Genomic DNA, 26,743 nt, shown 5'->3' with positions numbered 1-26,743 from the left:
AAAAGGATCCCGTCCGTTCCTGAAATCCTCTATTCCCTTTACTCCTATGTCCACTCTCCCCAGCAGCAGTGAAGCCGCCCAACGGGCCGCCCGTCTCGAGAAAGCCCGCCACCTGCAGGAGCAAGGGATCCTGCCCTATGCCTATTCTTTCCCGGTTACCCACCTGGCCGCTGAGTTGCAGGCCCAATTTGCCGATCTCGAGCCCGGCGCCGAGCGGGAGGATGTGCAGGTGGCCGTGGCCGGACGGATCCGGGCGCGGCGGGTCATGGGCAAACTGGCCTTTTTTACCCTTCAGGATCGCTCCGGCACCATCCAGCTCTACCTAGAAAAGCAACGGCTGACGGAGCACATGGGAGAGCTGGCTTTCAAGAACCTGGACAAGCTCCTCGACGTGGGCGACTGGCTGGGAGCCAAGGGCTGTCTCAAGCGCACCGAAAAAGGCGAGTTGTCGGTGCGGGTGGACGAGTACCAGGTGCTGACCAAGGCGCTGCTGCCCCTGCCCGACAAGTGGCACGGCCTACGGGATGTGGAGAAACGCTACCGCCAGCGCTACGTCGATCTCATCGTCAACCCCGAGGTGAAGCAAACCTTGCTTGACCGGGCCAAGATCGTCCGCTCCCTGCGGCAGACCCTGGAGGAGCAGGGCTTTGTGGAGATCGAGACGCCGGTGTTGCAGGTGATCCCCGGCGGGGCGGAGGCGCGGCCTTTCATCACCCACCACAACGCCCTGGATCTGGATCTCTACCTGCGCATCGCCACCGAGCTACACCTGAAGCGGCTGGTGGTGGGCGGGATCGAGCGGGTGTACGAAATTGGGCGGGTCTTTCGCAACGAAGGCATCTCCACCCGCCACAACCCGGAGTTCACCTCGCTAGAGGCCTATCAAGCCTTTGCCGACTACCACACCATGATGGAGCTGACCGAAACCCTGGTCTGCAACGCCGCCCTGGCGGTACGGGGATCCCTGCAAATTACTTACCAAGGGGAAGCCATCGACCTCACCCCACCCTGGCGGCGGGTGACGATACAGGAGTTGGTGGAAGAGGCCACCGGCATCTTCATCGACGTGGAAAAGGGATCCACCGCCGAGCTCTTGCCCGCCCTGGCCGAGCAGGGGATCCCCGATCTCTCCCCCCAGGACTCCCCTGGCAAGCTGCTGGTCAAAGCCTTCGAGCACTGCTGCGAAAGCCGTCTGCGCCAGCCGACTTTTGTTCTGGACTATCCCCTGGAGGTATGTCCGCTCACCAAGCCCCACCGCAGCAAGCCGGGGTTGGCGGAGCGCTTTGAGCTGTTTATCGTCGGGCGAGAGACGGCCAACGCCTACTCGGAGCTGACCGACCCGGTAGACCAACGGCAGCGGCTGGAGGCCCAGGCGGCCCTGAAGGCAGCCGGAGACGAAGAGGCCCACTTTCTCGACGAGGACTTCCTCACCGCCCTGGAGTACGGCCTTCCCCCCACCGGCGGCCTGGGCATCGGCATCGACCGTCTGGCGATGCTGCTGTGCGACGCCCCTAGCATCCGTGATGTCATCGCCTTCCCGCTGCTGCGACCGGAGACAGGAGAAGGTGCGGAGGAGGCTTGAGTGGATCCCTAGAAGGGGAGACTGGCCTCTTCCAAAAGCCGACCTTGGTACTCCTGGATCTGGAGGGCAGCCTGGAAATCCTGGCAGGCCCCCTGCCAATCCCCAGAGGCAGCCCGGGCCAGGGCGCGGTTGTAGTGAGCGTTGAGGTGGCAGGGGTCGATCTCGATGGCTTGGGTGTAGTCGCGGATGGCCGCCGAGAAATCCCCCTGTTGGGCGCAAGCCCAGCCGCGGTTGTTCAAGACCCAGACGCGCTCTTGGGGATCCAGCTCCAGTTGCAGCAGTTGAGTGTAGTCTGCCAGAGCTTTGTCCGTCTGCCCTGCGCGATCCCACAAGAGAGCTCGGCAGAGCAAAGCAGTGCGCTCCTGTGGGTTCAAGGCCAGGGCCTGCGTGTAGTCGGCAATGGCCAGTTCAGGGCGATTGGCCTGCCGATGCAGATCCCCCCGTTGACGGTAGGTCAGGGCCGCATCGGCCACTCCCCAGTCCCGGTTGAGACCCAGGGCTTGGTCGAGATCCGCCAACGCCCCCTGTTTGTCTTCCAAAGCCAGATGCACCCTTGCCCGCAGGGCAAATCCTTGAGAAGACTGCGGCTGCTGCTGGATCAGCGCCGTGAAATCCGCCAGCGCCCCGGCCAGATCCCCCCTCTCTTGGTGACACAAGCCCCGGTACAGCAGGGCGGCCGTGACCAGCGCTTCCGGAGCCCCGGGGCCGGCCAGCTCCAAGGCCCGATCCAAATCGGCCACCGCCCCCTCCAGGTTGTGGCGCAGGCGGCGAACCTGGGCCCGCTGCAGGTGGGCTTCCAGAGAGAGCTTCTGTTCCCCCTCTTGGGCCTTTTCCTGGATGAGCTGGTCAAAGTCGGATTCGGCCTGCGCAGGGTGCCCCAGCTCCTTCAAGAGGGAGCCGCGGGCCAGGCGGGCCATCCCGTGGTGGGGATCCCTTTGCAGCAGGCGGTCGAGATCGGACAGGGCCGCTTCCTTCTGGCCCAACTGCAGCAGAGTTTGTCCCCGCTGCCACAGCGCTTCCCTATGGTCGGGATCCTGCTGCAAAACCCGGCTGAGATCCTGAATGGCAGAAGCCAAGTTGCCCATCTGCCGATGGGCCATGCCCCGTCCTAACCAAGCCGTCCAGTCTTGGGGATCCTGCCGCAACACCTCATCGTAGTCGGCAATTGCTTCCTGCCACCGGCCCAATTGCCGATGGAGCTCGGCTCGCTCTTGGCGCAGATCCCGCCGCTGCGGCTGCAGGCGCACCGCTTCGTTCAACTGCTCTAGGGCCGCCTGCAGATCCCCCGTCTGAGCGTGCACCCGCGCCAGATCTCGGCGAATGTCCGCTTCGGCCACGGTTGCCCCCAGCGCCAAAGCCTGGTGGTAGTCTTGGATGGCCCCCGGCCCATCTCCCAGGGCAGCCCGCACCTGGCCACGATGGAAATAAGCCAAGCCTGATTGAGGATCTCCTTGCAGAGCTTGGTCGAAATCGGCCAGCGCCCCCTGCCAGTCCCCCAGCCGCTGTCGCACCATGCCGCGGCCCAGATGGGCATTCACCAAGAGCTCCGACCCGCGCGGGATCCCAGGCCGGGCCGCCCATTGCAACACCTGCGAGAAGTCCTCACAGGCTGCCGACCAATCTTCCCGCTCCGCATGGAGTTGGCCGCGGTTGAAGTAGAGCTGGGGGTTTTGCGGATCCCGCTCCAGAGCAGCCGTGTAATCCTGTAGGGCCGCCAGCAGATCCCCCAGCAGCCGATGAACCCGCCCGCGGCTGCTGTAGGCACCGGCATCTTGGGGATCCAAAGCGATGGCCTGGCTCAAGTCCGCCAGAGCCGCGGCGACGTTGCCCAAATCGAGCTGGGCAATGCCCCGATTGAGGTAGGCTTTGGCCATCTGGGGATCCAGCTCCAGGGCACGGTTGAAGTCTGCCAGGGCGCCGCCGGGATCCCCCAGCCCCTGACGGGCCAAGCCCCGGCAGAGATAGGCCCGCGACAGCTTGGGATCCAGGCCGAGGGCCTGTTCACAATCGGCCAGCGCCGGCTCCAGAGCGTTGTTGCTCAGGTGGGCCATGGCCCGCTGCAAGTAGAGATCTGCTTGGGCAGCCGCCTCTGTCCCAGAAAGTTCGCCCGTTTCCGCAGCCCGCAGCGCTATGGCCTGAGAAAAATCTTCAACAGCCCCCTGGGGATCCCCCAACACTTGTCGGGCCAGGCCCCGCCGGTAATAGGCTTTGCCCTGGCCAGGATCCAACTGCAACGCTTGGGTGTAGTCCTCGACAGCCCCCTGCAGATCCAGCAACTGGGCCCGCGCCACCCCCCGGTTGAAATAAGCCTCTCCATCCTGTGGATCCCGTTTGATCACCTCGGAAAAATCTGCTGCTGCCCCCTGTGCATCTCCCAGATGGCCGCGCACCACGCCGCGGTTGAAATAGGCCCGCACATCCTCTGGGTTGAGCTCAATGGCCCGCGAATAATCCTCAATGGCCTGCTGCTGCTGATTCAGTTGCCGGTAAGCATTGCCGCGGTTGTAGTAGGCCACCGCCCATTGCGGGTTGAGGCGGAGAGCCTGTGTATAGTCGGCAACAGCCCCCTCGTAGTCCTCCAGCCGGTAGCGGGCGATGCCCCGGTTGAAATAGGCGCGGGCATCCCCTGCCAATTGAATAACTTGGGTGTAGTCTGCGATAGCCCCTGCCAAGTCTCCACTTTTGTAGCGGGCGCTGCCCCGCTGGCTGTAGGCGCGGCTGTTGCGGGGATCCAATTGAATGGCCAGGGTATAGTCGGCAATTGCCCCCTGGAAATCCCCTTGGCGGGCTTTCTCCTGTCCACGGGTCAAGAGGCGCGCTGCCAGAACTTGATCCACCGCCAGAACAGCTTCGTCAGGACTGGGCAGCAGGGGCCGCAGCGCCTCCAGCACCTCAGCCGCCGACTGAAAGCGCTCTTGCCAGCGGGGACAGATCATGCGATCCAAAATCTCCGCCAGCTCCTCGCTGACCTGAACCAGATCCCGCCAGATAAGCTGGCCGGTGCGGGGATCATCCCGGATCTTCTGAGGGGGACGACCGGTGAGGGCTTGGATAGCCAGAACTCCCACGGCGTAAAGGTCGCTGCAGGGCTGGGGCTTGCCGTTGAGCTGTTCCGGCGCTATGTAGCCCACCGAGCCGATCACCGTCGCCAACTGGGTCTGGCCGGGGGCAGGGCTGACCAGCCGTCCCACCTCTTTCACCGCCCCAAAGTCGATCAACACCAACTTGCCATCAGCATCGCGGCGCATCAGGTTGGCCGGCTTGATATCCCGATGGATGATCTGGTGGGCATGCACATGGCGCAGGATCTCCAAAATATCCCGCAACAGTTGCAAAACCTCGGCCTCGCCCAGCGGCTTGCCCGGGATCAGCTCCTGGCTGAGATCATGGCCGGCAACAAACTCTTGCACCAAGTAAAAATCCTGATCCTGCTCGAAGTGGGCCAGCAGGCGGGGCACTTGGTCGAAGTGATTGAGCTGGTTGAGAACCTTGGCTTCCCGCTCAAAAAGCTTGCGAGCCGTGGCCAGCGTGTAGGGATCCGTAGAGAGGGGGCGAAGGCGCTTGACGACGCAGGGGCTATCGAAGGTGTCTTGATCCACCGCCTTGTAGGTCACACCAAATCCCCCTTCCCCGAGGGGATGGAGAATGCGGTAGCGCCCCCTGAGCACAGTTCCCGCCCTGATTTTGTCTTCCATAGCCAAGCCGGTCAACTGAGCAGCGCAGCCTTTTGCTGTTTTGCAGGCTGGCTCGATTCTGCCACAGGCCGGCCCCCTTGAGCGGAGAGCCCCTGGCTCGGCGGTTGGCGGGTGTCTTAGTCTGGCTGGAGAGAAACCGCGATCTGGCCTCGCCGTTCTTCAAAATCGCCGACCAACAGTCTCACCTCGATCTGCCATTCCCCCGCCAGGGCCAGGGGCACATTCTCCACCCCAAATTGGCCGGGCCCAGCCGGCGCCACAGTGCGGCGTAAAGGGGGGATCCCCTGTTCCGGCAGAGAGAACCCAAGGGTCAGCTCCTGGGCCGGGATCCCTTTCACTTCAACCCGAATTTCATTCTCCCCAGGACGACAGGGCAGAATCCTCAGGTGCAAGTTGCCTTCCGGCCAGCTCAATTTCTCCTGGCAGGACGAGACTACCCCAGGGCCAGGGGGAGCCTGGGCCACGAGGAAGCTGGTCAAGGCCAGCACCAGAACGAGCCCCACCAGCTCTAGGCGGACGATCCGGCGCAGGGATCGAGCCGCCGCCCAGACCCCCGACCGCAGCGCCGGCAGCAGCCGCAACTTGTTGTGGGCGGCCAACCCTAGGATCATCAGCACCAGCAGCAGCTTGGCCCAGAGGTACTGACCGTAGGGATGATCCCAGTCCCAGCCGCGGTGGATCCCGCCCATTCCCACCCCTGCCAGCACCAGCCCCGGCACGGCCCAGGTGGCCACATCGGAAAACCGCTGGATGAGGCCTACTGCGGGGGGAGTCAACTCAAGGACTCCGTCCCGCTGGCGCGAATGGCTTAGCAGGCGCTCCAGCCCCCACAACCCCCCCAACCAAAAAGCCGAGCCGGCCAGGTGCAGCCCCAAGAGGGCCATCGTCCCTGCTGGATACTCGCTGGTGAGGGCATGGCCGATGGGCAAAAACGAGCCAATCACCGCCATCGACCCCAATCCGCTGGCCCAGCCAGGGCCGCCCTCGCAGGCCCAGATCAGGATCCCCAGCCCCACCAGCCGCAGCCCCGTGCCCCAACCATAGGGAGAGGCCAGAACGCTCAGCAGCTCCGGCCCGGCAAAGTGGGGGTAGAGCTGGGCCAGGTGCAAACTCAAAGCCACCAGCGTCAGGCTGAGGGTGAGCCAGGCAGCCGCAAAAGCCCAGGCCTCGGCGGAGAGCTCTATCTCACCTGCAGCGCCCGACCGCCCCCGCACCAGCCGCCACCAGCCCAGCACGCCCACCACAAACAGGCTGCCCAGGTAGATCCCCCAGCGCACTCCCACCAGCGGCCAATAGAAGGGATCCCCCGCTTGGGCTGCCCTCGCCGCCTGCAACAGACCCGGACTCGCCGTTCCCACCTGAAAGGCAAACGAACCACTCACCGGATGGGAATCGGCAGAGATGGCCCGCCAACTGACGATGTAAACCCCTTCCGGGATCTCCGCCGGCAAATCCCCCTGCGGTGCGTTGCCCGTGCCGACCAAGTTTTCCAGGGGCAGCACCTGGCCGTTGCCGTCCAGAACCTGGAGCTGCGTGAGCTGCACAGGTTCATTGAAGACCAGCCGCACCTGCGCCGGCGCTTCCTGCAGCATCGCTCCATCTTCGGGAAAGGTGGAGAGCAAGCTGGCATGGGCAAAAACGGGCTGGATCCCGCCCACCCACAGCAGGGTGCCCAGGAGACCAACCCGAATCCAGAAGAGGATCCCCTTTTGCAAAAAAGACATGATTCCAGCGGCAACCCGGCTAGCGAGCGCCATGGCCGTGGCCGTGGGTCTCTCCTTTGTCCGTCAGCTTCAGCAGCGGCGCCGGCTCTGGCAGGTTTTTGGGATCCTCCCCCGGCTGCGCCACCTGGATCCAGCGGTACATGCCTTGTTCACACTCCTGGATGACCGGGATGGGGATAGTCTCGCCGGGGCGATCCGGCAGCCTGAGGCTGAGGCTGAACTCATCCATGAACTCATCCGGCAGGGATCCGCCGCTCCAGATCACCTCGGCCACTGTTTCGGTGATCATCTTCCCGTGGGACTCGTAGGGCTTATCCAGCGGCTTTTTCACCGTCTCAATTTTCCAGAGGGGGTGCACCATCGGCTTCACCGAGGTGGCCCCTTCCGGGATCTGCACCCGCAGGCGAATGGTCGGGGAGCCATCGCAGCCATGGGGCACGCGGAAGGTGAGCTTGGCAACGCTGCCCGCCGGGGCCTCTTTGGGATGGACGGTCACATGGGCCCAAGCAGAAGAAAGGGGCACAACGCTCATTCCCAGGGCCAGCAGAGATTTCTTGGCCAAGGCCAGGTAACTGTGCCAACTGAACATTGTAAATACTCCTTAACAACGCTAGGTGGAAAGAGAACCGGTCAGGATCCGGCCAACAAAACCTAAGGATGGGGATGGGATCCGTGGGATTCGGTCACGCTCATGCTGTGCTGACCCCAACTGGAAAGGCCCATGGACACCAGGCCGGCACTGGCCAAGCCCATCGACACCAGCCCAAAGGAGAGGGCGCCCATGGCCACCAGGCCAATCGAGAGAATGCCGTGGGTCACCACGCCGATGGCCACCAACCCATGGGCAGAAATGCCCACCGCCACCAAACCATGAGCCCCCACCCCAACCGACAAGATTTTGCGGCGGGATCCCTGTGCTCCACAGCTCTGCTCCTGCGGCATCTGAGGTGCCAGGGTCAGATCTTGAGTCCTCTCCTGGGCCATCAGCCTTTGCTCCAGTTGTGCTCAGCCCGGTCTAGAACGTAGGCGGCCACGGCTTCGATTTCTTCTGGCTTGAGAAGCTTGCCAAAAGCGGGCATGGCCCCTTTGCCGTTGCGCACCTGGGCCTGGATGAGCTCAGGGGTATCCACGTGGTACTCATGAAGAGCCGCCAGAGAGAGGTTTTTCGCTGCCACCAAACTGTTGCGCCCGTTCAAGTGACAGCCCACACACTTGGCTTGAAAGACCTTAGCTCCCAAAGCCAAATCCGGTTCCGCAGAAGCCACTTGTGGGCCCCAAAAGACGGCGGCGCCGACCAGCAAAAGCAGCAAGAAGAGTTTGACGATCCGCATTTTCCTCTCAACAATCTGCAAAAGACCGTTCATGGAAAAATCCAGCTTTTGAAGCCAGACCATTATCTCCGGCAGGTCAGGTCAGGTCAAAAGACAGCCTGTCAAGTCCCCTGCAGGTACCATGGGGTGTAGGATCCCCAAGGCCATGAGCGGTCTGCCCCCCGAGTTCATTCAACTGGTGCGCCAGAAGGCCGACCTCGTCGAGGTGGTGGCGGAAAAGGTGGTGCTGCGCAAGCAGGGCAAGAATTTCGTCGGCCTCTGTCCTTTCCACAATGACCGCAAGCCCAGTCTTCAGGTCAGCCCCAGCAAGCAGATCTACAAGTGCTTCTCCTGCGGGGCGGGCGGAGATGTCATCCGCTTTGTCAGCCAGATGGAGCGCCTCTCCTTTGCCGAGGCGGTGCGCCACTTGGCCCGCCGCTACCATGTGCCGGAGCCCAGGGGATCCCTCTCCCAGGACTACGAGCGCCAACTCTCCCGCCAGGAAAAGCTGCTGGAGATCTTGGCCCTGGCCGCCGATTTCTACCAGCACGCCCTCCGCTCCCAGCTAGGATCCCTGGCCCGCCAGTACCTGCACAGCCGACGCCTGAGGGAAGAAACCTTGCAAAAATTTCAAATCGGCTTTGCTCCCCCCGGCTGGCACTCGCTCTACGAATACCTGGTCAACCAAAAGCGCCAACCGGTCCAACTTCTAGAAGAAGCCGGCTTGCTGGTTCCCCGCCAACAGGGATCCGGACATTACGACCGCTTCCGCAACCGCATCATGCTGCCCATTTTCGACCTGCAGGGGCGGGTGATTGGCTTTGCCGGCAGAGCCTTGGGAGAGGAGCAGCCCAAGTACCTGAACTCTCCAGAAACCGAGCTGTTCAACAAAAGCCAGGTGGTCTACGGCCTTAACTTTGCCCGCGACGCCATTGCCAAGGCCGACCAAGCCTTGGTGGTGGAAGGGTACTTTGATGTCATCGCCCTGCATCAGGCGGGAGTTGCCCACGCTGTAGCCGCTATGGGCACGGCTTTGACGCCCCACCAGGTGAAAGTCCTGCTGCGCTATACCCAATCGAAGCGGCTGATTCTCAACTTTGATGCGGATCGGGCCGGGTTGAACGCGGCCAACCGGGCCATTGAAGCCATTGAAGACCAAGCGCGGCGCGGAGAAATCGAGCTGCGCATTCTCACCCTTCCCGAGGGCAAAGATGCCGACGAGTTTTTGCAAGAGCATCCTGTTTCTGAGTTTCAAACCTTGCTCAGTCAAGCTCCCCTGTGGCTGGATTGGCGAATTGAACAGGTGCTGGCCGGTCGGGATCTGAGCCGAGCCGCGGATTTTCAGCAGGCCCAGCAAGCCCTTGTGCAACTGCTGGCCGGTTTGGGTGGACAATGGCGCTCTTTGTACTTGCATAAAGTGGCAGAATTGCTCAGCCGCGGCAACGGTCGCCTCAGCCGGGACTTGGAAGAAGACCTGCGCCGTGCCGTGCGCGGCTACCGCTGGGCCAAACCCCGCCAACCTCCTGCCAACAAGGGATCCAAGCTCTTACAATCGGAGTCCCATCTTTTGCAGATTTTCTTGCATTTTGCCGAGTACCGCCGCGAAATTCGTGAGACCTTGTTGGAGCGAGAGCTGCAGTTTAGTTTTCGCCCTCACCGAGAGCTGTGGCAGCGGACTTTGGAGTTGCTGGCGGCGCAGCCGGAGCTGGAAGACCAAGAAGAGCCTTTGCTGACGGCTTTGCGCACCCTCTGCGCCCATGAGGAACAGCTCAACGAGCGCCTCAGCCATCTGCTCTGGCTGGACGAGAACACCCGTGTAGCCTTGATGCGTCCACGGATGGTGGTGCGGGCCGCCATTGCCAATATGGAGCTGGAAATTCGCCAGAAACGCTACCGCTACTGGACCCAACTGTGGGATCAAGCCTTTTCCGAGGGCAACACCGTCCTTGCCGCCCAGTACCAGGCCAGCATCCAGCAGGAGTACCAAGCCATTCAAGCGCTGCAGCGGCAGGTGCAATTGAGCCTAGAAGACCTGTCGGAAGCCCCACTGGCCGAAGATTTGTGAGTCATTTCCAATAGCAATGAAACGGCTCGTTACGTTGAACCCTAACTCCCCCTTTCCAAAGAGAGAGGAGCTGGGGGTAGGGCTGTCACCGCGCCCCCTTACACTGTTTAAGATAGCCCGCTCTGCCAGTGGGATCCCCATCCGGTAGGATAGAAACAAAAGCAATTTCCAAGCCATGGAGGTTTCCTGGAGGGAGGGATCCACAATGTCTGTTGCTGGGCAGGCTTCGGTTCGGGTGAGGCTGTCTCGGCTCCTGCGGGGGATGGTGTTTTGGGGGCTGCTACTATACCTGGGGGTCATTCTCCTGGGGCTTCCGGCCTGGGCAGAAGACTACACCAAACGAGATCTGCAGGGCATGAGCTTTGCCGGGCAAGACCTGAGCGGCTGGAAATTTCTCAAGGCCAACCTGCGCCAAAGCGATCTCAGCCATGTCAAAGCGGCAGGGGCGAATTTGTTTGGGGCCAACCTCAGCAAGGCCAACCTGCGCGGGGCCGATCTGCGCGGCGCCACCTTGGACATGGCTAACTTACAGGGCGCGGATCTGCGAGAGGCACAACTGCAGGACAGCATGATGTGGTTGGCTCGAGTAGAGGACATCCAGATCGAGGGGGCGGATTTCACCAATGCCTTGATACGGCAAGATGCCCTTGCCATCCTCTGCGAGCGGGCCAGGGGCGTTAACCCCGTCACCGGTCGCGCCACCCGCGATACCCTCGAATGCGACTAGTCCTCACCCCCAGCCCCTCTCCCTGAGGGAGAGGGGGGATTGGCGGCCCAGCAAAGATTCTCTGGGATTGAGAATAGCTGTGGCTAGGAACTGGGAGCAGCCGCCTCAGAGCGGGCGGGCTTGCGCTGAAACTGGGCGAGGAGAGAGTTCCAGGCCAGGCGGGCCATCGACAACAGCCAATTGCCCTCCAACTCCCTAAACAAGTCCATGTTCAGCTTGAAGGCGTAGTTGGCTTCCGCCACAATGCGCTCGATGGTGGCCTGATCCAGTCCCAGGGCGTCCATCTGAGCGCGGTAGCGCTGCTTGAACTTGCCCTCATGAGGGATCTGCTCGAAATCGTAAAAGGCCGTTCCCTCTCCTGGCGGCAGGCCCATGGCCCGGCGGGCAATATTTTTCAGGATCTGGCCACCCGACAGGTCGCCGATGTAGCGGGTGTAGGCATGGGCAATCAGCAGAACCGGGTCTGTTTCCACCACTTCTCGAATGCGGTTGACGTAGACCTGGCAAGCGGGGGAGGGCTTGACCACAGCGCGCCAATTGGGGCCGACAAAATAATTTAAATCCTTCTCCAAGCTGGCCTTGCGCCACAGCTCCGGGTAGTAGAGCCGGCCCACCAGCGGGTGCTCTCGCAACTGCGCGAACCCCTCTTCCAGAGCGCTATAGACAAAGTAAAAATTGCCCACATAGCGGCTGTAAGCTTTTTTATCCACCACCCCCTTGAGGAAGCACTTGATGAAGGCCATATTCTCGGCCATGGTGTGGGACTGCTTGGTGCCCTCCCGCAACTGGGCCGATAGGCTGGTGTTCTGATTCTCTTGATGGTGCAGACTCACAAAACCCTCCTCGTCAAAGACGGCTGCTTGTGTCCAGTTGTTTTCAAAAACATCAATAAAGATCGCCCTGGCCTGAGAAGCTGTGTAAACCCATTTCAACCCCTTCTCATCTGGATGAAGGTAGATCCTGCCGGGGAACCCCTCTGGTCACCGCGACGCAGACCAGACCCCCCTAACAGGCTGAGCGCGCCCTCATAACGACTCGACTCAGCCTCTAGGCCTACCCCACTTTTCCGATCCCTGTTGACGACCGGCAAGCGGAGTCGGAGCAGCGGCTGACTTCCCAACGGTCAACGATTAGAATAATCTGCCTGAGTGTGAATGGATGTGAACAATCCTTAAGTTGGGGATCGCCCTAAGGTTGGCAGCTTGGGTGGGATCCCAGGTGCCATTGCCCAAACTTTCCGGATGCCCCCTCGGCCCTTGTAACGTTCGTTGACGATCGTTGGTGGGGTTTCTATAATGAAAGGCCTGACTGCAGCGCGACCCCTCCCGAGCAACGCATGACACAATTAGCAGTGCCATCCCCTGCCGCTCCTACCTTTCCTGACCTGGTAGAGATTCAGCGGGAGAGTTTTTTATGGTTTTTGCGAGAAGGGTTTGAAGAGGAGCTTCTCAGCTTTTCCCCCATCGTCGATTACACGGGCAAGCTGGAGCTGCACTTTTTGCCCGAATATCGCCCTGGGGATCCTTCCAAAGGATACAAGATCAACAAACCGCGCTACGACCCTGAGGAAGCTAAGCGACGGGATGCTACCTACCAAGCGCAAATCCGGGTGCCCACTCGCCTGATCAACAAGGAGACCGGCGAGATCAAGGACATGGACGTCTTCATCGGCGAACTGCCCTTGATGACGGATCGCGGCACCTTTATCATCAACGGCGCCGAGCGGGTGATCGTCAACCAAATTGTGCGCAGCCCCGGCGTCTACTACAAGTCGGAACTGGACAAAAACGGCCGCCGCACCTACAGCGCCAGCCTCATCCCCAACCGGGGCGCCTGGCTGAAGTTCGAGACCGACAAAAACGGCCTGGTGTGGGTGCGCATCGACAAAACCCGCAAGCTCTCGGCGGCGGTGCTGCTGAAAGCCTTGGGCCTGAGCGACTCGGAGATCTACGACAGCCTGCGCCACCCCGAATTTTTCCAAAAAACCATGGAAAAAGAGGGGCACTACAGCGAAGAAGAGGCCCTGATGGAGCTGTACCGCAAGTTGCGGCCCGGCGAGCCTCCCACCGTCTCCGGCGGCCAGCAGTTGCTGGAGTCCCGCTTCTTCGATCCCAAGCGCTACGACCTGGGCCGGGTAGGGCGTTACAAGCTCAACAAAAAGCTCAATCTCAACGTGGCGGAAAACGTGCGGGTGCTCACCGTCCCGGACATCTTGGCCGTCATCGACTACCTGATTAACTTGGAGTACGACATCGGCCATGTGGACGACATCGACCACCTGGGCAACCGCCGTGTGCGCTCGGTGGGCGAGCTCTTGCAAAACCAGGTGCGGGTGGGTCTGAATCGCCTGGAGCGGATCATCCGCGAACGCATGACAGTTTCGGAGTCGGAAAACCTCACCCCGGCCTCTTTGGTCAACCCCAAGCCCTTGGTGGCGGCCATCAAGGAGTTCTTCGGCTCCAGCCAGCTCTCCCAGTTCATGGATCAGACCAACCCGCTGGCGGAGCTGACCCACAAGCGGCGGCTGTCGGCTCTGGGGCCGGGCGGCCTGAGTCGGGAACGGGCAGGCTTTGCCGTGCGGGACATCCACCCCAGCCACTACGGACGCATCTGCCCCATCGAAACTCCCGAAGGCCCCAACGCCGGGCTGATTGGATCCCTGGCCACCCACGCCCGCGTCAACCAGTACGGCTTCATCGAAAGCCCCTACTACCGTGTCGAAAACGGCGTGGTGCGCAAAGACCTGGGCATGGTCTACCTCACCGCCGACGAGGAGGACGAGTATCGCGTGGCGCCGGGGGATGTGCCGGTGGATGCCGAAGGCCGCATTACCGCCGACTTGGTGCCGGTGCGCTACCGTCAAGAGTTCACCACCGCCCACCCCACGGAAGTGCACTATGTGCAGGTGGCGCCGGTGCAAGTGATCTCGGTGGCCACCTCCTTGATTCCCTTTCTGGAGCATGACGACGCCAACCGCGCCCTCATGGGGGCGAACATGCAGCGGCAGGCGGTGCCTCTGCTGAAGCCGGATCGGCCTTATGTGGGCACGGGTTTGGAAGCCCAGGCGGCGCGGGACTCCGGCATGGTGGTGGTGTCGCGCACCCACGGCGTGGTGACCTACGTTTCTGCCGATGAAATTGTGGTGCGGCCCGAAGATGGCGGGGATCCCATCGTCTATCGTCTGCAGAAGTACCAGCGCTCCAACCAAGATACCTGCCTCAACCAACGTCCTCTTGTCTACGCGGGGGATCGGGTGGTAGCCGGGCAGGTGCTGGCGGACGGCCCTGCCACAGAAGGGGGCGAGCTGGCTTTGGGTCAAAACGTGCTGGTGGCCTACATGCCCTGGGAGGGCTACAACTACGAAGACGCCATCTTGATCAGCGAGCGGCTGGTCTACGACGACGTCTTCACCTCGGTTCACATCGAGAAGCACGAGATCGAGGCCCGGCAAACCAAGCTAGGCCCTGAAGAGATCACCCGCGAGATCCCCAACGTGGGGGAAGATGCCCTGCGCGACCTAGACGAAAACGGCATTGTGCGCATTGGGGCCTGGGTGGAGGCCGGCGATATTTTGGTGGGCAAAGTCACTCCCAAAGGGGAGTCGGATCAGCCACCAGAGGAGCGACTCTTGCGGGCCATCTTCGGGGAAAAAGCCCGCGACGTGCGGGACAATTCCCTGCGTGTGCCTAACGGCGAGCGCGGTCGGGTGGTGGATGTGCGCATCTTCACCCGTGAGCAGGGGGACGAGCTGCCTCCGGGCGCCAACATGGTGGTGCGGGTTTACATCGCCCTCAAGCGCAAAATTCAAGTGGGGGACAAGATCGCGGGCCGCCACGGCAACAAGGGCATCATCTCCCGCATCTTGCCGATCGAGGACATGCCCTACCTGGCGGATGGCACACCGGTGGACGTGGTGCTCAACCCCTTGGGGGTTCCCTCCCGCATGAATGTGGGCCAAGTGTATGAGTGCCTCCTGGGTTGGGCAGCAGAACATTTGGGAGTGCGCTTCAAGTTGATGCCCTTCGACGAGATGCATGGTTTGGAGGCCTCGCGTTTGACGGTGGAGGCCAAGTTGCGGGAGGCCCGAGAAAAGACCGGCAAAGATTGGATCTTCAACCCAGAAGGTAAGTACTGCGGCAAGATCCAGGTGTTTGACGGTCGCACCGGGGAGCTTTTCGACCAGCCCGTTACGGTGGGCCGCGCCTACATGTTGAAGCTGGTGCATTTGGTGGACGACAAGATCCACGCCCGCTCCACCGGCCCCTACTCTTTGGTGACCCAGCAACCTTTGGGGGGCAAGGCGCAGCAGGGTGGCCAGCGCTTTGGCGAGATGGAGGTGTGGGCTCTAGAAGCGTTTGGGGCGGCCTACATCTTGCAGGAGCTGCTCACCGTCAAGTCCGACGACATGGTGGGTCGCAACGAGGCTCTCAACGCCATCGTCAAGGGCAAGCCCATCCCTCGGCCTGGCACGCCGGAGTCCTTCAAGGTGCTGGTACGGGAGCTGCAGTCCCTCTGTCTGGATGTTTCGGTCCACAAGGTGGAGACGGACAACGAGGGCCAAACCCGCAATGTGGAGGTGGATCTGATGGCCGATACTTCCAACCGTCACACTCCCTCTCGACCCACGTATGAGTCGGTTACGCCTGAGGATCTTTCCCTATCGCCTGGGGCGGCCTTTACCTTCGCCAGCCGCAGCCAAGATGAGGACGGAGAAGAGGAAGAGGAGTTTTGATTGTCGATCGGGATCCCATTCGACCTGTGAAGGAGGGTGGTGTTTACCTCTCCCTTGGGTTTAGGTAGCAGGGCAACAAGTCAGGAGAACAACGGCGATGGCCAAAACAGAGCAACGCTTTGACTATGTCAAAATCGGCTTGGCTTCTCCAGAGCGGATCATGGAGTGGGGCCAGCGCACCCTGCCCAACGGCCAAGTGGTGGGGGAAGTCACCAAGCCGGAGACCATCAACTATCGCACCCTCAAGCCGGAGATGGATGGTCTTTTTTGCGAGCGCATCTTTGGGCCGGCCAAAGACTGGGAGTGCCACTGCGGCAAGTACAAGCGCGTGCGGCATCGGGGGATCGTCTGCGAGCGCTGTGGGGTGGAGGTGACCGAGTCGCGGGTGCGCCGTCACCGCATGGGTTACATCAAGTTGGCTGCCCCCGTCACCCATGTCTGGTATTTGAAAGGGATCCCCAGCCACATCGCCACGCTGTTGGATATGCCGCTGCGGGATGTGGAGCAAGTGGTCTACTTCAACGCCTACGTGGTGGTGGATCCCGGCAACGCCCCCAATCTTTCCTACAAGCAGTTGCTGACCGAGGATCAATACCTCGAGATCGAGGATCAGATGTACGAGGAGGGCTCGGAGCTGCAACTGCCGGAGAACTGGGCCATGATCGGGGCAGAGGCCATCGAACGCCTGCTCAAGGATATCGACCTGGAAAAAGAGGCGGAGCAGTTGCGGGAGGACATCGCCGGTGCTCGCGGCCAGAAGCGGGCGCGCCTGATCAAGCGGCTGCGGGTGATCGATAACTTTATCGCCACCGGATCCCGTCCGGAGTGGATGGTATTGCGGGTGCTGCCGGTGATCCCGCCCGATCTGCGCCCGATGGTTCAGTTAGATGGGGGCCGCTTTGCCACCAGCGACCTCAACGATCTCTACCGCCGGGTGATCAACCGCAACAACCGCCTGGCCCGGCTGCAGGAGATCATGGCGCCGGAGATTATTGTGCGCAACGAAAAGCGCATGCTGCAGGAGGCGGTGGACGCGCTGATCGACAACGGTCGGCGGGGGCGCGTGGTGGCGGGGGCCAACAACCGTCCCCTCAAGTCCCTATCGGACATCATCGAGGGCAAACAGGGGCGCTTCCGGCAAAATCTGTTGGGCAAACGGGTGGACTACTCCGGGCGTTCGGTAATCGTGGTGGGGCCCAACCTGCGCATGCACCAGTGTGGGCTGCCCAAAGAGATGGCCATCGAGCTGTTCCAGCCGTTCGTCATTCACAAGTTGATCAAGCGGAACATCGTCAACAACATCAAAGCCGCCAAAAAGCTGATCCTGAGCAACGACCCGCAGGTTTGGGATGTGCTAGAGGAGGTGATCGACGGCCACCCCGTCTTGCTCAACCGCGCCCCGACATTGCACCGTCTGGGGATCCAAGCTTTTGAGCCGATCCTGGTGGAAGGGAGGGCGATTCAGCTCCACCCCTTGGTCTGCCCGGCTTTCAATGCCGACTTCGACGGCGACCAGATGGCGGTGCATGTGCCCCTGTCGTTGGAAGCCCAGGCGGAGGCACGCTTGCTGATGTTGGCCACCAACAACATCCTCTCCCCGGCCACCGGCGCTCCCATCATCACCCCCAGCCAAGATATGGTGTTGGGATGTTACTACCTGACCGCAGATAACCCCCACGCGCCCGCGGTTGAAGATCGCTACTTTGCCAGCCTCGAGGATGCTCTCATCGCCTACGACCGCGGTGTCATCGGCCTGCACAGCAAAATCTGGGTGCGCTACAACGGCCCGATGGAGCTGGGCAAGGGCGAAAAAGAGTCCGAGCCCCAGATTATCGAAGAAGCGGGCGGCACCCGCCTCAAGATCACCAACTACCGCCGCATCCGTGAGGATCAAGACGGCAACGTGATCAGCCAGTACATGCGCACCACGGCAGGTCGGATCATTTTTAACAAGGCGGTGCAAGATATTTTGTCTGCCTAGACCCACTCCCGAGCTGTCCTCTTCTTTGAAGGATGGATTGTCGGGATCCCATCGCCCAGCCGTTGTCGAGAATCTGCTGAACATATCAGCGAGGCATCATGAGTGAAAAAGGACGCCTTTCCGCCGGCCTGTCGCGTAACAACGCCGAGGCCCCTCTGCCCCCTGTGCCCTTTCGCAACTATCAAATCGGCAAAAAAGAGCTGCGCAATCTGATCGCGTGGTCGTTTGCCCGCTACGGCACCGCCCGCACCGCTCAGATGGCGGATGCCCTCAAGACCCTGGGCTTCAAATACGCCACCCAGGCCGCCGTCTCCATCAGCGTCGAGGATCTGCGCGTCCCGCCCAGCAAGCGGCAGTTGTTGGCCCAGGCGGAAGCGGAGATCGAGGCAGCTACGGAGCGCTACACCCGTGGAGAAATCACAGAGGTGGAGCGCTACCAAAAGGTGATCGACACCTGGAACCAGACCAACGACCAGATCAAGGAGGAGATGCTCAGCAACTTCCGCCAAAACGATCCCCTCAACTCCGTGTACATGATGGCCAACTCGGGAGCGAGGGGGAACGTCTCGCAGGTGCGGCAGTTGGTGGGCATGCGCGGCCTGATGGCCAACCCGCAGGGGGAGATCATCGACTTGCCGATTAAAACCAATTTCCGCGAGGGCCTGACGGTTACCGAGTACATCATCTCCTCCTATGGGGCCCGCAAGGGGTTGGTGGATACAGCCCTGCGCACCGCCGACTCCGGCTACCTGACCCGCCGTTTGGTGGACGTCTCTCAGGATGTGATCGTGCGCGAATCCGACTGCGGCACCGAGCAGGGCATTCTCCTGGAATACCTGATGGACGGGGACAAAGTGGTGGTGTCCTTGGAGGAGCGCCTGGTGGGCCGGGTGCTGGCGCGGGATGTGGTGCATCCGCAAACCCAGGAGATCATTGCCCGTCGCAACCAAGAGGTGGATCACGACCTGGCCAAAACCATCGTGGAGGCCGGCATCCGGCAGGTGATGGTGCGTTCTCCCCTCACCTGTGAGGCTAACCGCTCCGTGTGCCGCATGTGCTATGGCTGGAGCCTGGCCCACTCCCGCCTGGTGGATTTGGGAGAGGCCGTCGGGATCATCGCCGCCCAATCGATTGGGGAGCCGGGCACCCAGTTGACCATGCGCACCTTCCACACGGGGGGTGTGTTCACCGGGGAGGTGGCCCGCCAAATTCGCGCCCCCTTTGCCGGCGTGGTGCGGTTCCCGAAAAACCTGCGCACCCGCCCCTTCCGCACCCGCCACGGCGATGACGCTCTCCAGGTGGAGGTGAACAACCAAATCGTCTTGGAAGGCCCAGACGGCCAGCGGGAAGTCTTCGACATGACCCAGGGATCCACCCTGCTGGTGCGGGACGGAACCCAGGTGCAGCGGGATCAGTTAATTGCGGAGGTGTCGCTGGCCAAGGCCAGCCGCAAGAGCACCGAAAAAGCCCAGAAAGAGGTGGTGGCCGACCTGGCCGGCGAAATTCGCTTTGCCGATCTGCCCATCGAGGAGAAGACCGACCGCCAGGGGAACACCACCTACACCGCCCAGCGGCAGGGGTTGATCTGGGTGATGTCCGGCCAGGTGTACAATCTCCCGCCGGGGGCCGAGCCGGTGGTGAAAAACGGGGATCGGGTGCAGGCGGGGGATGTAATCGCCGAAACCTCGCTGGTGACGGAGCACGGCGGCATTGTGCGGCTGCCGGAGCGCAGCGACACCAAAAGTGGGCGCGAGGTGGAGATCATCAACGCTTCTGTGGTGCTGCACGAGGCGCGGGTGCGGGTGGAATCCCACCAGGGCCGGGAGCAATTTTTGCTGGATACCGCCAGCGGCCAGACCTTCGTGCTCAAGGCCACGCCGGGCACCAAAGTGGGCAACGACGAAGTGGTGGCAGAGCTGATCGACAACCACTTCCGCAGCCAGACGGGGGGCTTGGTGAAGTTTGCCGGCATTGAGGTGGCACGGCGTGGCAAGGCCAAGCAAGGTTACGAAGTCATCCAGGGTGGCACCCTGCTGTGGATCCCGGAAGAGACCCATGAGGTGAACAAAGACATCTCCCTATTGAACGTGGAGGATGGCCAGTACGTAGAAGCCGGCACCGAGGTGGTGAAGGACATCTTCTGCCAAAATGCCGGCGTTGTCGAGGTCATCCAGAAAAACGACATTTTGCGGGAGATCGTCATCAAGCCGGGATCCCTGCATCTGGTGGACAACCCCGCCGATTTGGAGGTGAAAAGCGGCACCCTCATCCAGCCAGGGCAACAGGTGCTCAGCAGCATCGTTCCCGACCAACTGGTCTATCTGGAGCATGTGGAAACCCCCGAAGGCCCAGGCTTGCTGCTGCGCCCGGTGCAGGAGTACGAAATCCCCGACCGACCCTCGGTGCCCAGCCAGGAGTCCACCAGCGAGTCCGGCCGCTCCATTCGCCTGCGGGCGGTGCAGCGGGTTCCCTTCAAAGATGGAGAGCGCGTGAAGTCGGTGGGGCCGGTGGAGCTCCTGCGCACGCAACTGGTGCTGGAGATCGATACCGACGCCCCGCAACTGAAGGCCGATATTGAGCTGATCCAAGATGAGAAGGATCCCAGTATCCGCCGCCTGCAACTGGTCATTCTGGAAACCCTGCTGCTGCGCCGCGATGTGGAAGCAGATCTGACGCAGGGGAGTACCCACACGCGGCTGTTGGTGAGCGAGGGAGACAACATCGCCAGAGGAGATGTGATCGCCCGCACCGAGATTCAGGCCAAAAAAGCCGGGATCGTGCAAGGGATCCGCCAGGGCGCAGAAGTGGTGCGGCGGGTTCTGGTGGTTACTGACGACGACCTGCTGACGGTGCCCCTGGCGGGCCCGGCCAGCGTCGAGGTGGGAGCGCTGGTGCGGGCCAGAGACGAGCTGGCTCCGGGGATCCCTGCTCCCGAGTCGGGGCAAGTGATGCAGGTAACCGATGGCCAAGTGGTGTTGCGGGCGGCACGGCCCTACTTGGTGTCGGCGGGCGCCATTTTGCAGGTGCGGGATGGGGATCTGGTGCAGCGGGGGGATTCTTTGGCCCTCCTGGTGTTTGAGCGGGCCAAGACGGGGGATATCATTCAAGGTCTGCCGCGGATCGAGGAGCTGCTGGAGGCCCGCAAGCCCAAGGAAATGTGCGTTTTGGCCAGGCGGCCCGGCACGGTGCAACTGAGCTGGCGAGGAGAAGAGCCGGATCTGCGGGTCATCGAAGCCGATGGCACGGTTACCGAGTATTCGGTGATGCCGGGGCAAAATCTGATCGTGGTCGATGGCCAACCGGTGCAAGCAGGGGATCCCCTTACCGATGGCCCCGCCAATCCCCACGACCTCTTGGAGATCTACTACGAGTACCATCGCCAAACCTTGGGAGATGACCAAGCAGCGCAGTTGGCTTTGCGGGAGGTGCAGCGCTTTTTCGTGAACGAAGTGCAGAATGTCTACCGCTCGCAAGGGGTGGAGATTGCCGACAAACACATCGAGATCGTGGTGCGCCAGATGACCTCGAAGGTGCGGGTGGATGACGGCGGCGATACCATCCTGTTGCCGGGCGAGCTGGTGGAGCTGCGGGAAATCCAGCAAACCAATGCCAACATGGCCTTTACCGGGGGAGCGCCGGCCAAGTACACGCCCGTCTTGCTGGGGATCACCAAGGCCAGCTTAAACACCGACAGCTTCATCTCGGCGGCTAGCTTCCAGGAGACCACGCGGGTGCTGACGGAGGCGGCCATCGAGGGCAAGTCGGACTGGCTGCGGGGGCTGAAGGAGAACGTGATCATCGGGCGTTTGATCCCCGCGGGCACCGGCTTCAGCACCTACGAGGAGATGGCGCCAGAACCGGAGCCGGAGGAAGAGGAGGAGCCTGTCGTGCTGCCGGAGCTGCCGCCCCGTTTGATCTTGGAAGACGACCAGCTCATCGACGACTCCACCCCTGCTTTTGACGAGCTGGAGGAGGATGAGGAAGAGGAGTGAGGCGCTGGAGCTCTCGGATTGGGCCCCTTTGCAAGCTGAAATCGTCCGTTGCCGTCGCTGTCCCCGCCTGGTGGCTTGGCGAGAAGGGGTTGCCCAGCAAAAGGTGGCCCGTTTTTGCGACCAACTCTACTGGGGCCGACCGGTGCCGGGGTTTGGGGATGTGCAGGCGCGGCTGTGGATGATCGGCTTGGCGCCAGCCGCCCATGGGGGCAACCGCACAGGCCGGGTGTTTACTGGGGATCCCAGCGGGGATTGGCTATTTCGCGCCCTGTACCGGGCCGGGTTTGCCAATCAACCCACCTCAATCCACCGGGAGGATGGCCTGCAATTGCGGGATTGCTACATCTCAGCCGTGGTGCGCTGCGCGCCGCCCCAGAACCGTCCCACTGCCGCAGAAGCCGAAGCCTGCCTGGGCTATCTGAGGCGCGAGCTGGAGCTGTTGACCCAGGTGCGGGTCATCTTGGCGTTGGGCCATTTTGCCTTTCGCTACACCTTGGCGCTCTTGCCGCCTCTCAGGCCCCGCCCCCGCTTTGGCCACAACTGCGTCATTCCTTTGGGAGAGGGTCGCTATTTGCTGACGTCTTACCACCCCAGCCGCCGCAACACGGCCACCAAGCGGTTGACAGAGGCGATGCTGGACGCCGTCTTTGAGCGGGCGCAGCAGTTGTTGTCCCCATCTCCGCCATCCACCCCCCTGATCGAGTTTTGAGCTAAAGATTCTGCAGTGGCCGGACGTTTTGCCAAAGGCTGGAGTCGTTGCCGCCCCTCACCCCCAACCCCTCTGCCCCAAGGGGAGAGGGGAGCTGGAGATCAACGGAGGGGCTGTTTCATAGCCACTTGCAATGGCAGCGACTACCTTGCTGAGCCGCCGGGCCCGGCAGGGATCAAGCCGGCTGCCAGGTTTCCAGGCGGTAGGCGCTGTCCCAAAACAGCCATTCCAGACGGGAGGCGGCTACGAAGGCGGCGGTCATCTTTTCCCGCATCGCCGCTGTGGTCCGCGCAGCCAAGGAGTCGGTGAGGTCGAGGGCCTGTTGCACCACCTGGGCAAATTCTTCCCCCGCGTAGGTGTCGATCCATTGTTGGTAAGGATTGTTGGGCTTGGCGGTGCGGTAAATGGCGGATCCCACCTCGCGATAGATCCAAAAACAGGGCAGCACGGCGGCCATGGCCACCTCGTAGGGATCCAAGGCAGCCGAGGCCAATAGAAAACGGGTGTAGGCGAAGCAGGCAGGAGCGTAGGTTGTCTCCGGCTGGATGTCGTAGAGGCGAAAGTAACTCTCGTGCAGGCTGCGTTCGGCCACAATGGCCCCCAGGGCAAAGTTCAAGAAACTCACCACCCGCTCAGCCCCTTCAGAACGAGCCCCGATCAAGGCGAGGGCGCGGGCAAAATCGGTGAGATAAAGAGCATCTTGCTGCAAATAAAACTGGAAGCGCTGCCGCGAGAGGCTGCCTGCCGCCAACTCACGGTTAAAGGGGTGATCCAAGATCTGTTGGTAGATAGGCTCGATCGTCTGCCAGAGGTGGGTGGTAAAGGATTGGGACATGGTGGCTCTCTCGCGGCGTTGTCTATTTTTCTACCGCTTTTCAGAGGGTCGGCCTAGCTGGAGCTAGGCTTCCGGCATAAGGGGGCGGAAGCCGTGCTTGCGAGACAGTTGACCGATTAGATCCAGTTTTTCCAGGGTGATCAAGTTGCGGCCCCAACTGAAATTGGTGTACAGGCCCTCAAACTCCAGCAGCATCGACTCGGCGAAGCAGGCAAAGAGCTGACGGGCCGGGTTGGCCACATTCAAAAACTGCATGATGTTCCATTCAATATCCAAAGAGTGCTCCACCATCCCCCCATCAATGACGTAAAGTCCCTTGCGTTGCAAGTTAGAGGCAATGTTTTTCGGGTAGCCGCCGTCAATGATCACACAGGGATCCGGCAACACCTGCGGATCGAGGGTCATGCCTTGGCTCATGCTGGCCACCCAAACGATAAAGTCGGCGCGCGGCAGGGCCTCTTCCAGCGAACAGATCTCCCCCTGCTTGAGCTTGGCCTGCAACTCTTCTAGGCGCCGCCGCTCCCGGGCGATGAGCAACAATTTGCCCAGGTGGGTGTGGGCTATCAACCACCGACAGATGGCGCTGCCGATATCTCCGGTCGCCCCCACCACCGCAACCGTAGCGGCTGCCAAGTCCATGGCGTAGCGCTGGGCCGCCAACTGTAGCTGCTGACAGATGATGTAGGCGGTGTGGGTGTTGCCGGTGGTAAAGCGTTGGATCTCCAAGTCGATGTTGCGGACTCGCCTGAGACTGTCAAGGCGGAAATTCTCGAAAATAATGCTGCTAAACCCCCCCAGAGCGGTGATGTTCAGGCCGCGCCGCTGGGCCAGAGCCATCGCGTTCAAAACTTTCCGACAGGCCGCCTTCACCCGTCCCCCCGCCAACATTTCCGGCAAGAAACAGGATTCGACGTACTGCCCATAAATCTTTTGGCCGGTAATGCTGGTTACCGTAATCTCGTCCACCACCTGCGGGGGAGCCATGCACCAGAACTCTAGGTCGCTCTCCGCATATTCGGAATAGCCCAGCTTGTCTGCCACCCGCTTCGCATGAGCCAGGCTGGTCAGGTGCCCGATCAGGCCGAACATAGAGGTTTACTCGCTTGCATGACTAATGGATCGCATCAGGATCCCATCAAAACACGTCCATACGCGGGAGAGGTAGGGATCCCCGACAGCCGGGCTGAAACTCCAGTCCAGCAGCAGAGGATGGATACCGGGTTGGGTCACGCTGCCCGCAAACCCTGGGCCGAGAGGCGCATCACCTCGCGGGTGCTGAAGCCGATGTTGGCCAGCGCCTCGCCATAGGCAATCATAAAGTCCTCGACGATGGCCTCGCGATCCATATAGATGGCTTCCACATCCTCGTCTACCTGCTGCAGCATCTGCCAGACCAGGGGCAGGTTCTGGGCATTGGCCGCTTCGATCTGAGCTTTGACCTCGGCAAAGTGTTCGCCCAGCCAGCGCTCGCCAAAGTTCAGGTGCAAATACTCGTCTTTGACCACTCCCTCGGTGATCTTGCGGGCAAACTCATCGGCAACCGGGATGTAGATGTTGTAGGCGGCAATGGCAAAGCACTCGATGATCAAAGACTGAATGACAAAACAGGAGACCAGATCCCCTGCCGCCGCGGCGCTTTGGAAATTGTTGCGCAAAGGGGCGAAGAAAGCGAGGGCAAACTCCCTATCCGGCTCTATTTGCAGGTTTTTGCCGCAGGATTGGAAGCCTTTCATGTGCCGCAATTCCATTTTGGCCAGCTTGCGCAGCTCTTCTGCTGCTTCCGGCAGCAGTTCGGCCAGCTTGAGGTAGTTGTCGTGGGCTTCTTGTTCCCCTTCGATGACAATGCCATTGATGCGGGAGTAGGCCTGCCGATAAACCGCGCTGCCGTAGTCCAGGGTGGTGCCACCCTCGCTAGCCAAGGGCTGGGGGGGATTGGGCAGGACGTTCGCCGGGGCCATACTCATGCATCTCCTCTCGCTGTGGTTTGGCTGTTGTGGATTGTTGGTTGCGGATGTCCAGCAACGGCATCGCTCTTCTAACAGGATAGCCGTAGCTGCTGCAGAATGGGTGGGATCCCTTCTGATTCAGAATGGGGGTCTGCTAGCGTGAGTGCTCAGGTGCCGTTGGGGAGCCTGCTGTATGTCTGCTCTTGGGGATGGCCTGAACCAACTGCGGCAGTTGCTGGTGGAGTTGGAGGAACAGTCCCTCGATCAACCGATTGGCAGCGCCGAGGAGGTGTTGCAGGCGATCGAGCTGGCGACGGCTTTTGAGCTGTTCGAGGCGGAAAGCAGCCGTTTGCTGCTGCAGATTGTGGCCAATCTCTGGGATCGAGTACGGCAACAGGATCTGTCTTCAGAAGAGATTGAGACGGTCTCGGAGAAGTTGCGGGCGGTGGGCTATACCCATTCTGAGATCCAGGAGATCCTCGATCTGGAGCCGGAACTCTAGGCTTGCACCATGCCCAGCTCTGCCGGGGCGACATCTGCTTCTATTTGGGTGGTGCTGTCGTAGCAGGCCCCGCGCAGGTTGGCCAGCTTGAGTTTGCACTGGGCAAGAAGGGATCCCTTTAAGTTGGTTCCGGTGAGATTGGCCCCCGCCAAGTCCGCTTGGCTGAGATCGGCACCGCTCAAGTCCGCTTCGGCCAGGTTGGCTCCACGCAAGTTGGCTCCCTGCAGTCGGGATCCCTGCAACTTGGCCTTTTCTAGATTGGCCAGGCGCAGGTTGGATCCCTGCAGATCGGCTTGGCTGAGGTCGGCACCGCTCAAGTAGGCCCGCTCCAGATTGGCAGAGGCCAGCTTGGCCTGCCGGAGAATAGCCCCCCCCAAATCGATCCCGGCCAGGTCGGCCCCGGCCAGGTCAGCCCCGGTTAGTTGGCTGTTGCTGAAGTCGCGCTCGCCGCTGCCGTAGCGTTGCAGCAGCTCTGCCCCAGTTTCTACCATCGCCGTTTTCCACGCCAGACGAATTGGATCCTACCCAGGAATGGAAGGGCCGCCAAGAGCAGGCTACGATGGGCGCAAGCCGTTTTCTGGGATCCCCACTGATGAGCTTGCCCCGTGTGCCCCGAACTCGCCCCCGCCCCAAACTGCGCTCGATCCCGCGCCGCCAAACCGAATCCGCCCTCTATGCCGAAATGCAGCAGCTCACCGTGGAAAAGCAGCGCCTCAACCAGGAGCTGGAGTCTATCCAAGAGCGGCAAGGGCAAATTCAGTCCCGGCTCCAGGAAATCGAGCAGGCCATGCAACACCTCCAGCAGCAGGCAGAAGCTTTTCGGGATCCTGCCCCCGCCTCTGAACCGGCCAAGCTCAGATCCCGTCCCTGCCGCTTCCCGCCCATGACCTTCGAGTATTGAGGGATCCCCACTTAAATCACATCGCTCCATTCTCAGAGAGCC

The 26,743-nt window shown here is 61.4% G+C and carries 19 protein-coding genes; 9 read left to right on the top strand and 10 right to left on the bottom strand.

Annotated features, from left to right (window positions below):
* The first annotated feature begins 46 nt into the window (after positions 1-46).
* Positions 47-1,582, top strand: a complete 1,536-nt coding sequence (lysS, locus tag NW858_RS10170) for a lysine--tRNA ligase (protein ID WP_414332918.1) — start codon at positions 47-49, stop codon at positions 1,580-1,582.
* Between the two features lie 8 nt (positions 1,583-1,590).
* Here lysS and NW858_RS10165 read toward each other — a convergent pair whose 3' ends face one another.
* The 5 genes from NW858_RS10165 to NW858_RS10145 all read right to left on the bottom strand — a co-directional run bounded on the left by NW858_RS10165 (position 1,591) and on the right by NW858_RS10145 (position 8,365).
* Complete coding sequence (locus NW858_RS10165) at positions 1,591-5,277, bottom strand: tetratricopeptide repeat protein (RefSeq protein ID WP_414426994.1); 3,687 nt, start codon at positions 5,275-5,277, stop codon at positions 1,591-1,593.
* A gap of 116 nt (positions 5,278-5,393) precedes the next feature.
* Positions 5,394-7,001 carry a copper resistance CopC/CopD family protein gene (locus NW858_RS10160; protein WP_414520422.1) on the bottom strand — a complete coding sequence of 536 codons (1,608 nt, stop codon included), beginning with the start codon at positions 6,999-7,001 and terminating at the stop codon, positions 5,394-5,396.
* A 19-nt stretch (positions 7,002-7,020) separates the two neighbouring features.
* A complete protein-coding gene (locus NW858_RS10155; protein ID WP_414338245.1) occupies positions 7,021-7,590 on the bottom strand; it encodes a YcnI family protein in 570 nt (189 codons plus the stop codon).
* A gap of 62 nt (positions 7,591-7,652) precedes the next feature.
* Positions 7,653-7,985 (bottom strand): hypothetical protein, encoded by a 333-nt coding sequence (locus NW858_RS10150; RefSeq protein ID WP_414520421.1) that lies wholly within the window; start codon positions 7,983-7,985, stop codon positions 7,653-7,655.
* Positions 7,985-8,365: a c-type cytochrome gene (locus NW858_RS10145; protein ID WP_414332911.1), complete on the bottom strand. Its 381-nt coding sequence runs from the start codon at positions 8,363-8,365 to the stop codon at positions 7,985-7,987. The genes NW858_RS10150 and NW858_RS10145 overlap by 1 nt, the downstream gene beginning before the upstream one ends.
* 112 nt (positions 8,366-8,477) lie before the next feature.
* Between NW858_RS10145 and dnaG the strand changes: the two genes are divergently transcribed.
* A complete protein-coding gene (dnaG, locus tag NW858_RS10140; RefSeq protein ID WP_414426992.1) occupies positions 8,478-10,376 on the top strand; it encodes a DNA primase in 1,899 nt (632 codons plus the stop codon).
* Positions 10,377-10,581: 205 nt separating this feature from the next.
* Positions 10,582-11,103, top strand: a complete 522-nt coding sequence (locus NW858_RS10135; protein WP_414349073.1) for a pentapeptide repeat-containing protein — start codon at positions 10,582-10,584, stop codon at positions 11,101-11,103.
* Between the two features lie 83 nt (positions 11,104-11,186).
* Here NW858_RS10135 and NW858_RS10130 read toward each other — a convergent pair whose 3' ends face one another.
* Entirely contained in the window at positions 11,187-11,936 is a 750-nt protein-coding gene (locus NW858_RS10130) for a heme oxygenase (biliverdin-producing) (protein ID WP_414338252.1), read from the bottom strand.
* A 503-nt stretch (positions 11,937-12,439) separates the two neighbouring features.
* Between NW858_RS10130 and rpoB the strand changes: the two genes are divergently transcribed.
* The 4 genes from rpoB (at position 12,440) to NW858_RS10110 (ending at position 22,517) form a co-directional block, all read left to right on the top strand.
* Entirely contained in the window at positions 12,440-15,835 is a 3,396-nt protein-coding gene (rpoB, locus tag NW858_RS10125) for a DNA-directed RNA polymerase subunit beta (RefSeq protein WP_414332903.1), read from the top strand.
* A 97-nt stretch (positions 15,836-15,932) separates the two neighbouring features.
* Positions 15,933-17,816, top strand: coding sequence for a DNA-directed RNA polymerase subunit gamma (locus NW858_RS10120; RefSeq protein WP_414332901.1), 1,884 nt, complete (start codon positions 15,933-15,935; stop codon positions 17,814-17,816).
* A 98-nt stretch (positions 17,817-17,914) separates the two neighbouring features.
* Positions 17,915-21,808 carry a DNA-directed RNA polymerase subunit beta' gene (locus NW858_RS10115; RefSeq protein ID WP_414332899.1) on the top strand — a complete coding sequence of 1,298 codons (3,894 nt, stop codon included), beginning with the start codon at positions 17,915-17,917 and terminating at the stop codon, positions 21,806-21,808.
* Positions 21,792-22,517: a uracil-DNA glycosylase gene (locus tag NW858_RS10110; RefSeq protein WP_414520420.1), complete on the top strand. Its 726-nt coding sequence runs from the start codon at positions 21,792-21,794 to the stop codon at positions 22,515-22,517. Before NW858_RS10115 ends, NW858_RS10110 begins: the two co-directional genes overlap by 17 nt.
* 175 nt (positions 22,518-22,692) lie before the next feature.
* Here NW858_RS10110 and tenA read toward each other — a convergent pair whose 3' ends face one another.
* The 3 genes from tenA to NW858_RS10095 form a co-directional block, all read right to left on the bottom strand.
* Positions 22,693-23,352: a thiaminase II gene (gene tenA / locus NW858_RS10105; protein ID WP_414520419.1), complete on the bottom strand. Its 660-nt coding sequence runs from the start codon at positions 23,350-23,352 to the stop codon at positions 22,693-22,695.
* Between the two features lie 63 nt (positions 23,353-23,415).
* Complete coding sequence (locus NW858_RS10100) at positions 23,416-24,441, bottom strand: long-chain acyl-[acyl-carrier-protein] reductase (RefSeq protein WP_414332893.1); 1,026 nt, start codon at positions 24,439-24,441, stop codon at positions 23,416-23,418.
* Between the two features lie 137 nt (positions 24,442-24,578).
* The gene (locus tag NW858_RS10095; protein WP_414520429.1) at positions 24,579-25,310 is read right to left on the bottom strand and encodes an aldehyde oxygenase (deformylating); all 732 of its coding nucleotides are present in this window, start codon (positions 25,308-25,310) and stop codon (positions 24,579-24,581) included.
* Positions 25,311-25,491: 181 nt separating this feature from the next.
* Here NW858_RS10095 and NW858_RS10090 point away from each other — a divergent pair, with 181 nt between their 5' ends.
* Complete coding sequence (locus tag NW858_RS10090; RefSeq protein ID WP_414332889.1) at positions 25,492-25,800, top strand: hypothetical protein; 309 nt, start codon at positions 25,492-25,494, stop codon at positions 25,798-25,800.
* Here NW858_RS10090 and NW858_RS10085 read toward each other — a convergent pair.
* Positions 25,797-26,291 carry a pentapeptide repeat-containing protein gene (locus NW858_RS10085; RefSeq protein ID WP_414332887.1) on the bottom strand — a complete coding sequence of 165 codons (495 nt, stop codon included), beginning with the start codon at positions 26,289-26,291 and terminating at the stop codon, positions 25,797-25,799. The two genes, NW858_RS10090 and NW858_RS10085, sit on opposite strands and share 4 nt — an antisense overlap.
* Before the next feature lie 101 nt (positions 26,292-26,392).
* On the opposite strand from NW858_RS10085, the gene NW858_RS10080 reads away from it, so the two are divergent.
* Entirely contained in the window at positions 26,393-26,701 is a 309-nt protein-coding gene (locus NW858_RS10080) for a gas vesicle protein GvpV (RefSeq protein ID WP_414332885.1), read from the top strand.
* Positions 26,702-26,743 lie beyond the last annotated feature (42 nt).

This window comes from Synechococcus sp. H55.10, assembly GCF_047502715.1.
In the GTDB taxonomy this organism is placed as follows: Bacteria; Cyanobacteriota; Cyanobacteriia; order Thermostichales; family Thermostichaceae; genus Thermostichus.
The sequence above is the reverse complement of the archived record's forward strand: the minus strand, read 5'-3'. Positions and strand labels throughout refer to the sequence as shown.

Coding starts and splice junctions, on each gene's coding strand:
- NW858_RS10160 (WP_414520422.1), bottom strand. CDS start 7,001: ATGTCTTTTTTGCAAAAGGGGATCCTCTTCTGGATTCGGGTTGGTCTC.
- NW858_RS10120 (WP_414332901.1), top strand. CDS start 15,933: ATGGCCAAAACAGAGCAACGCTTTGACTATGTCAAAATCGGCTTGGCT.
- NW858_RS10100 (WP_414332893.1), bottom strand. CDS start 24,441: ATGTTCGGCCTGATCGGGCACCTGACCAGCCTGGCTCATGCGAAGCGG.
- NW858_RS10135 (WP_414349073.1), top strand. CDS start 10,582: ATGTCTGTTGCTGGGCAGGCTTCGGTTCGGGTGAGGCTGTCTCGGCTC.
- NW858_RS10155 (WP_414338245.1), bottom strand. CDS start 7,590: ATGTTCAGTTGGCACAGTTACCTGGCCTTGGCCAAGAAATCTCTGCTG.
- lysS (WP_414332918.1), top strand. CDS start 47: ATGTCCACTCTCCCCAGCAGCAGTGAAGCCGCCCAACGGGCCGCCCGT.
- NW858_RS10145 (WP_414332911.1), bottom strand. CDS start 8,365: ATGAACGGTCTTTTGCAGATTGTTGAGAGGAAAATGCGGATCGTCAAA.
- NW858_RS10150 (WP_414520421.1), bottom strand. CDS start 7,985: ATGGCCCAGGAGAGGACTCAAGATCTGACCCTGGCACCTCAGATGCCG.
- NW858_RS10165 (WP_414426994.1), bottom strand. CDS start 5,277: ATGGAAGACAAAATCAGGGCGGGAACTGTGCTCAGGGGGCGCTACCGC.
- NW858_RS10115 (WP_414332899.1), top strand. CDS start 17,915: ATGAGTGAAAAAGGACGCCTTTCCGCCGGCCTGTCGCGTAACAACGCC.
- tenA (WP_414520419.1), bottom strand. CDS start 23,352: ATGTCCCAATCCTTTACCACCCACCTCTGGCAGACGATCGAGCCTATC.
- NW858_RS10080 (WP_414332885.1), top strand. CDS start 26,393: ATGAGCTTGCCCCGTGTGCCCCGAACTCGCCCCCGCCCCAAACTGCGC.
- NW858_RS10085 (WP_414332887.1), bottom strand. CDS start 26,291: ATGGTAGAAACTGGGGCAGAGCTGCTGCAACGCTACGGCAGCGGCGAG.
- NW858_RS10090 (WP_414332889.1), top strand. CDS start 25,492: ATGTCTGCTCTTGGGGATGGCCTGAACCAACTGCGGCAGTTGCTGGTG.
- NW858_RS10095 (WP_414520429.1), bottom strand. CDS start 25,310: ATGGCCCCGGCGAACGTCCTGCCCAATCCCCCCCAGCCCTTGGCTAGC.
- rpoB (WP_414332903.1), top strand. CDS start 12,440: ATGACACAATTAGCAGTGCCATCCCCTGCCGCTCCTACCTTTCCTGAC.
- NW858_RS10110 (WP_414520420.1), top strand. CDS start 21,792: ATGAGGAAGAGGAGTGAGGCGCTGGAGCTCTCGGATTGGGCCCCTTTG.
- dnaG (WP_414426992.1), top strand. CDS start 8,478: ATGAGCGGTCTGCCCCCCGAGTTCATTCAACTGGTGCGCCAGAAGGCC.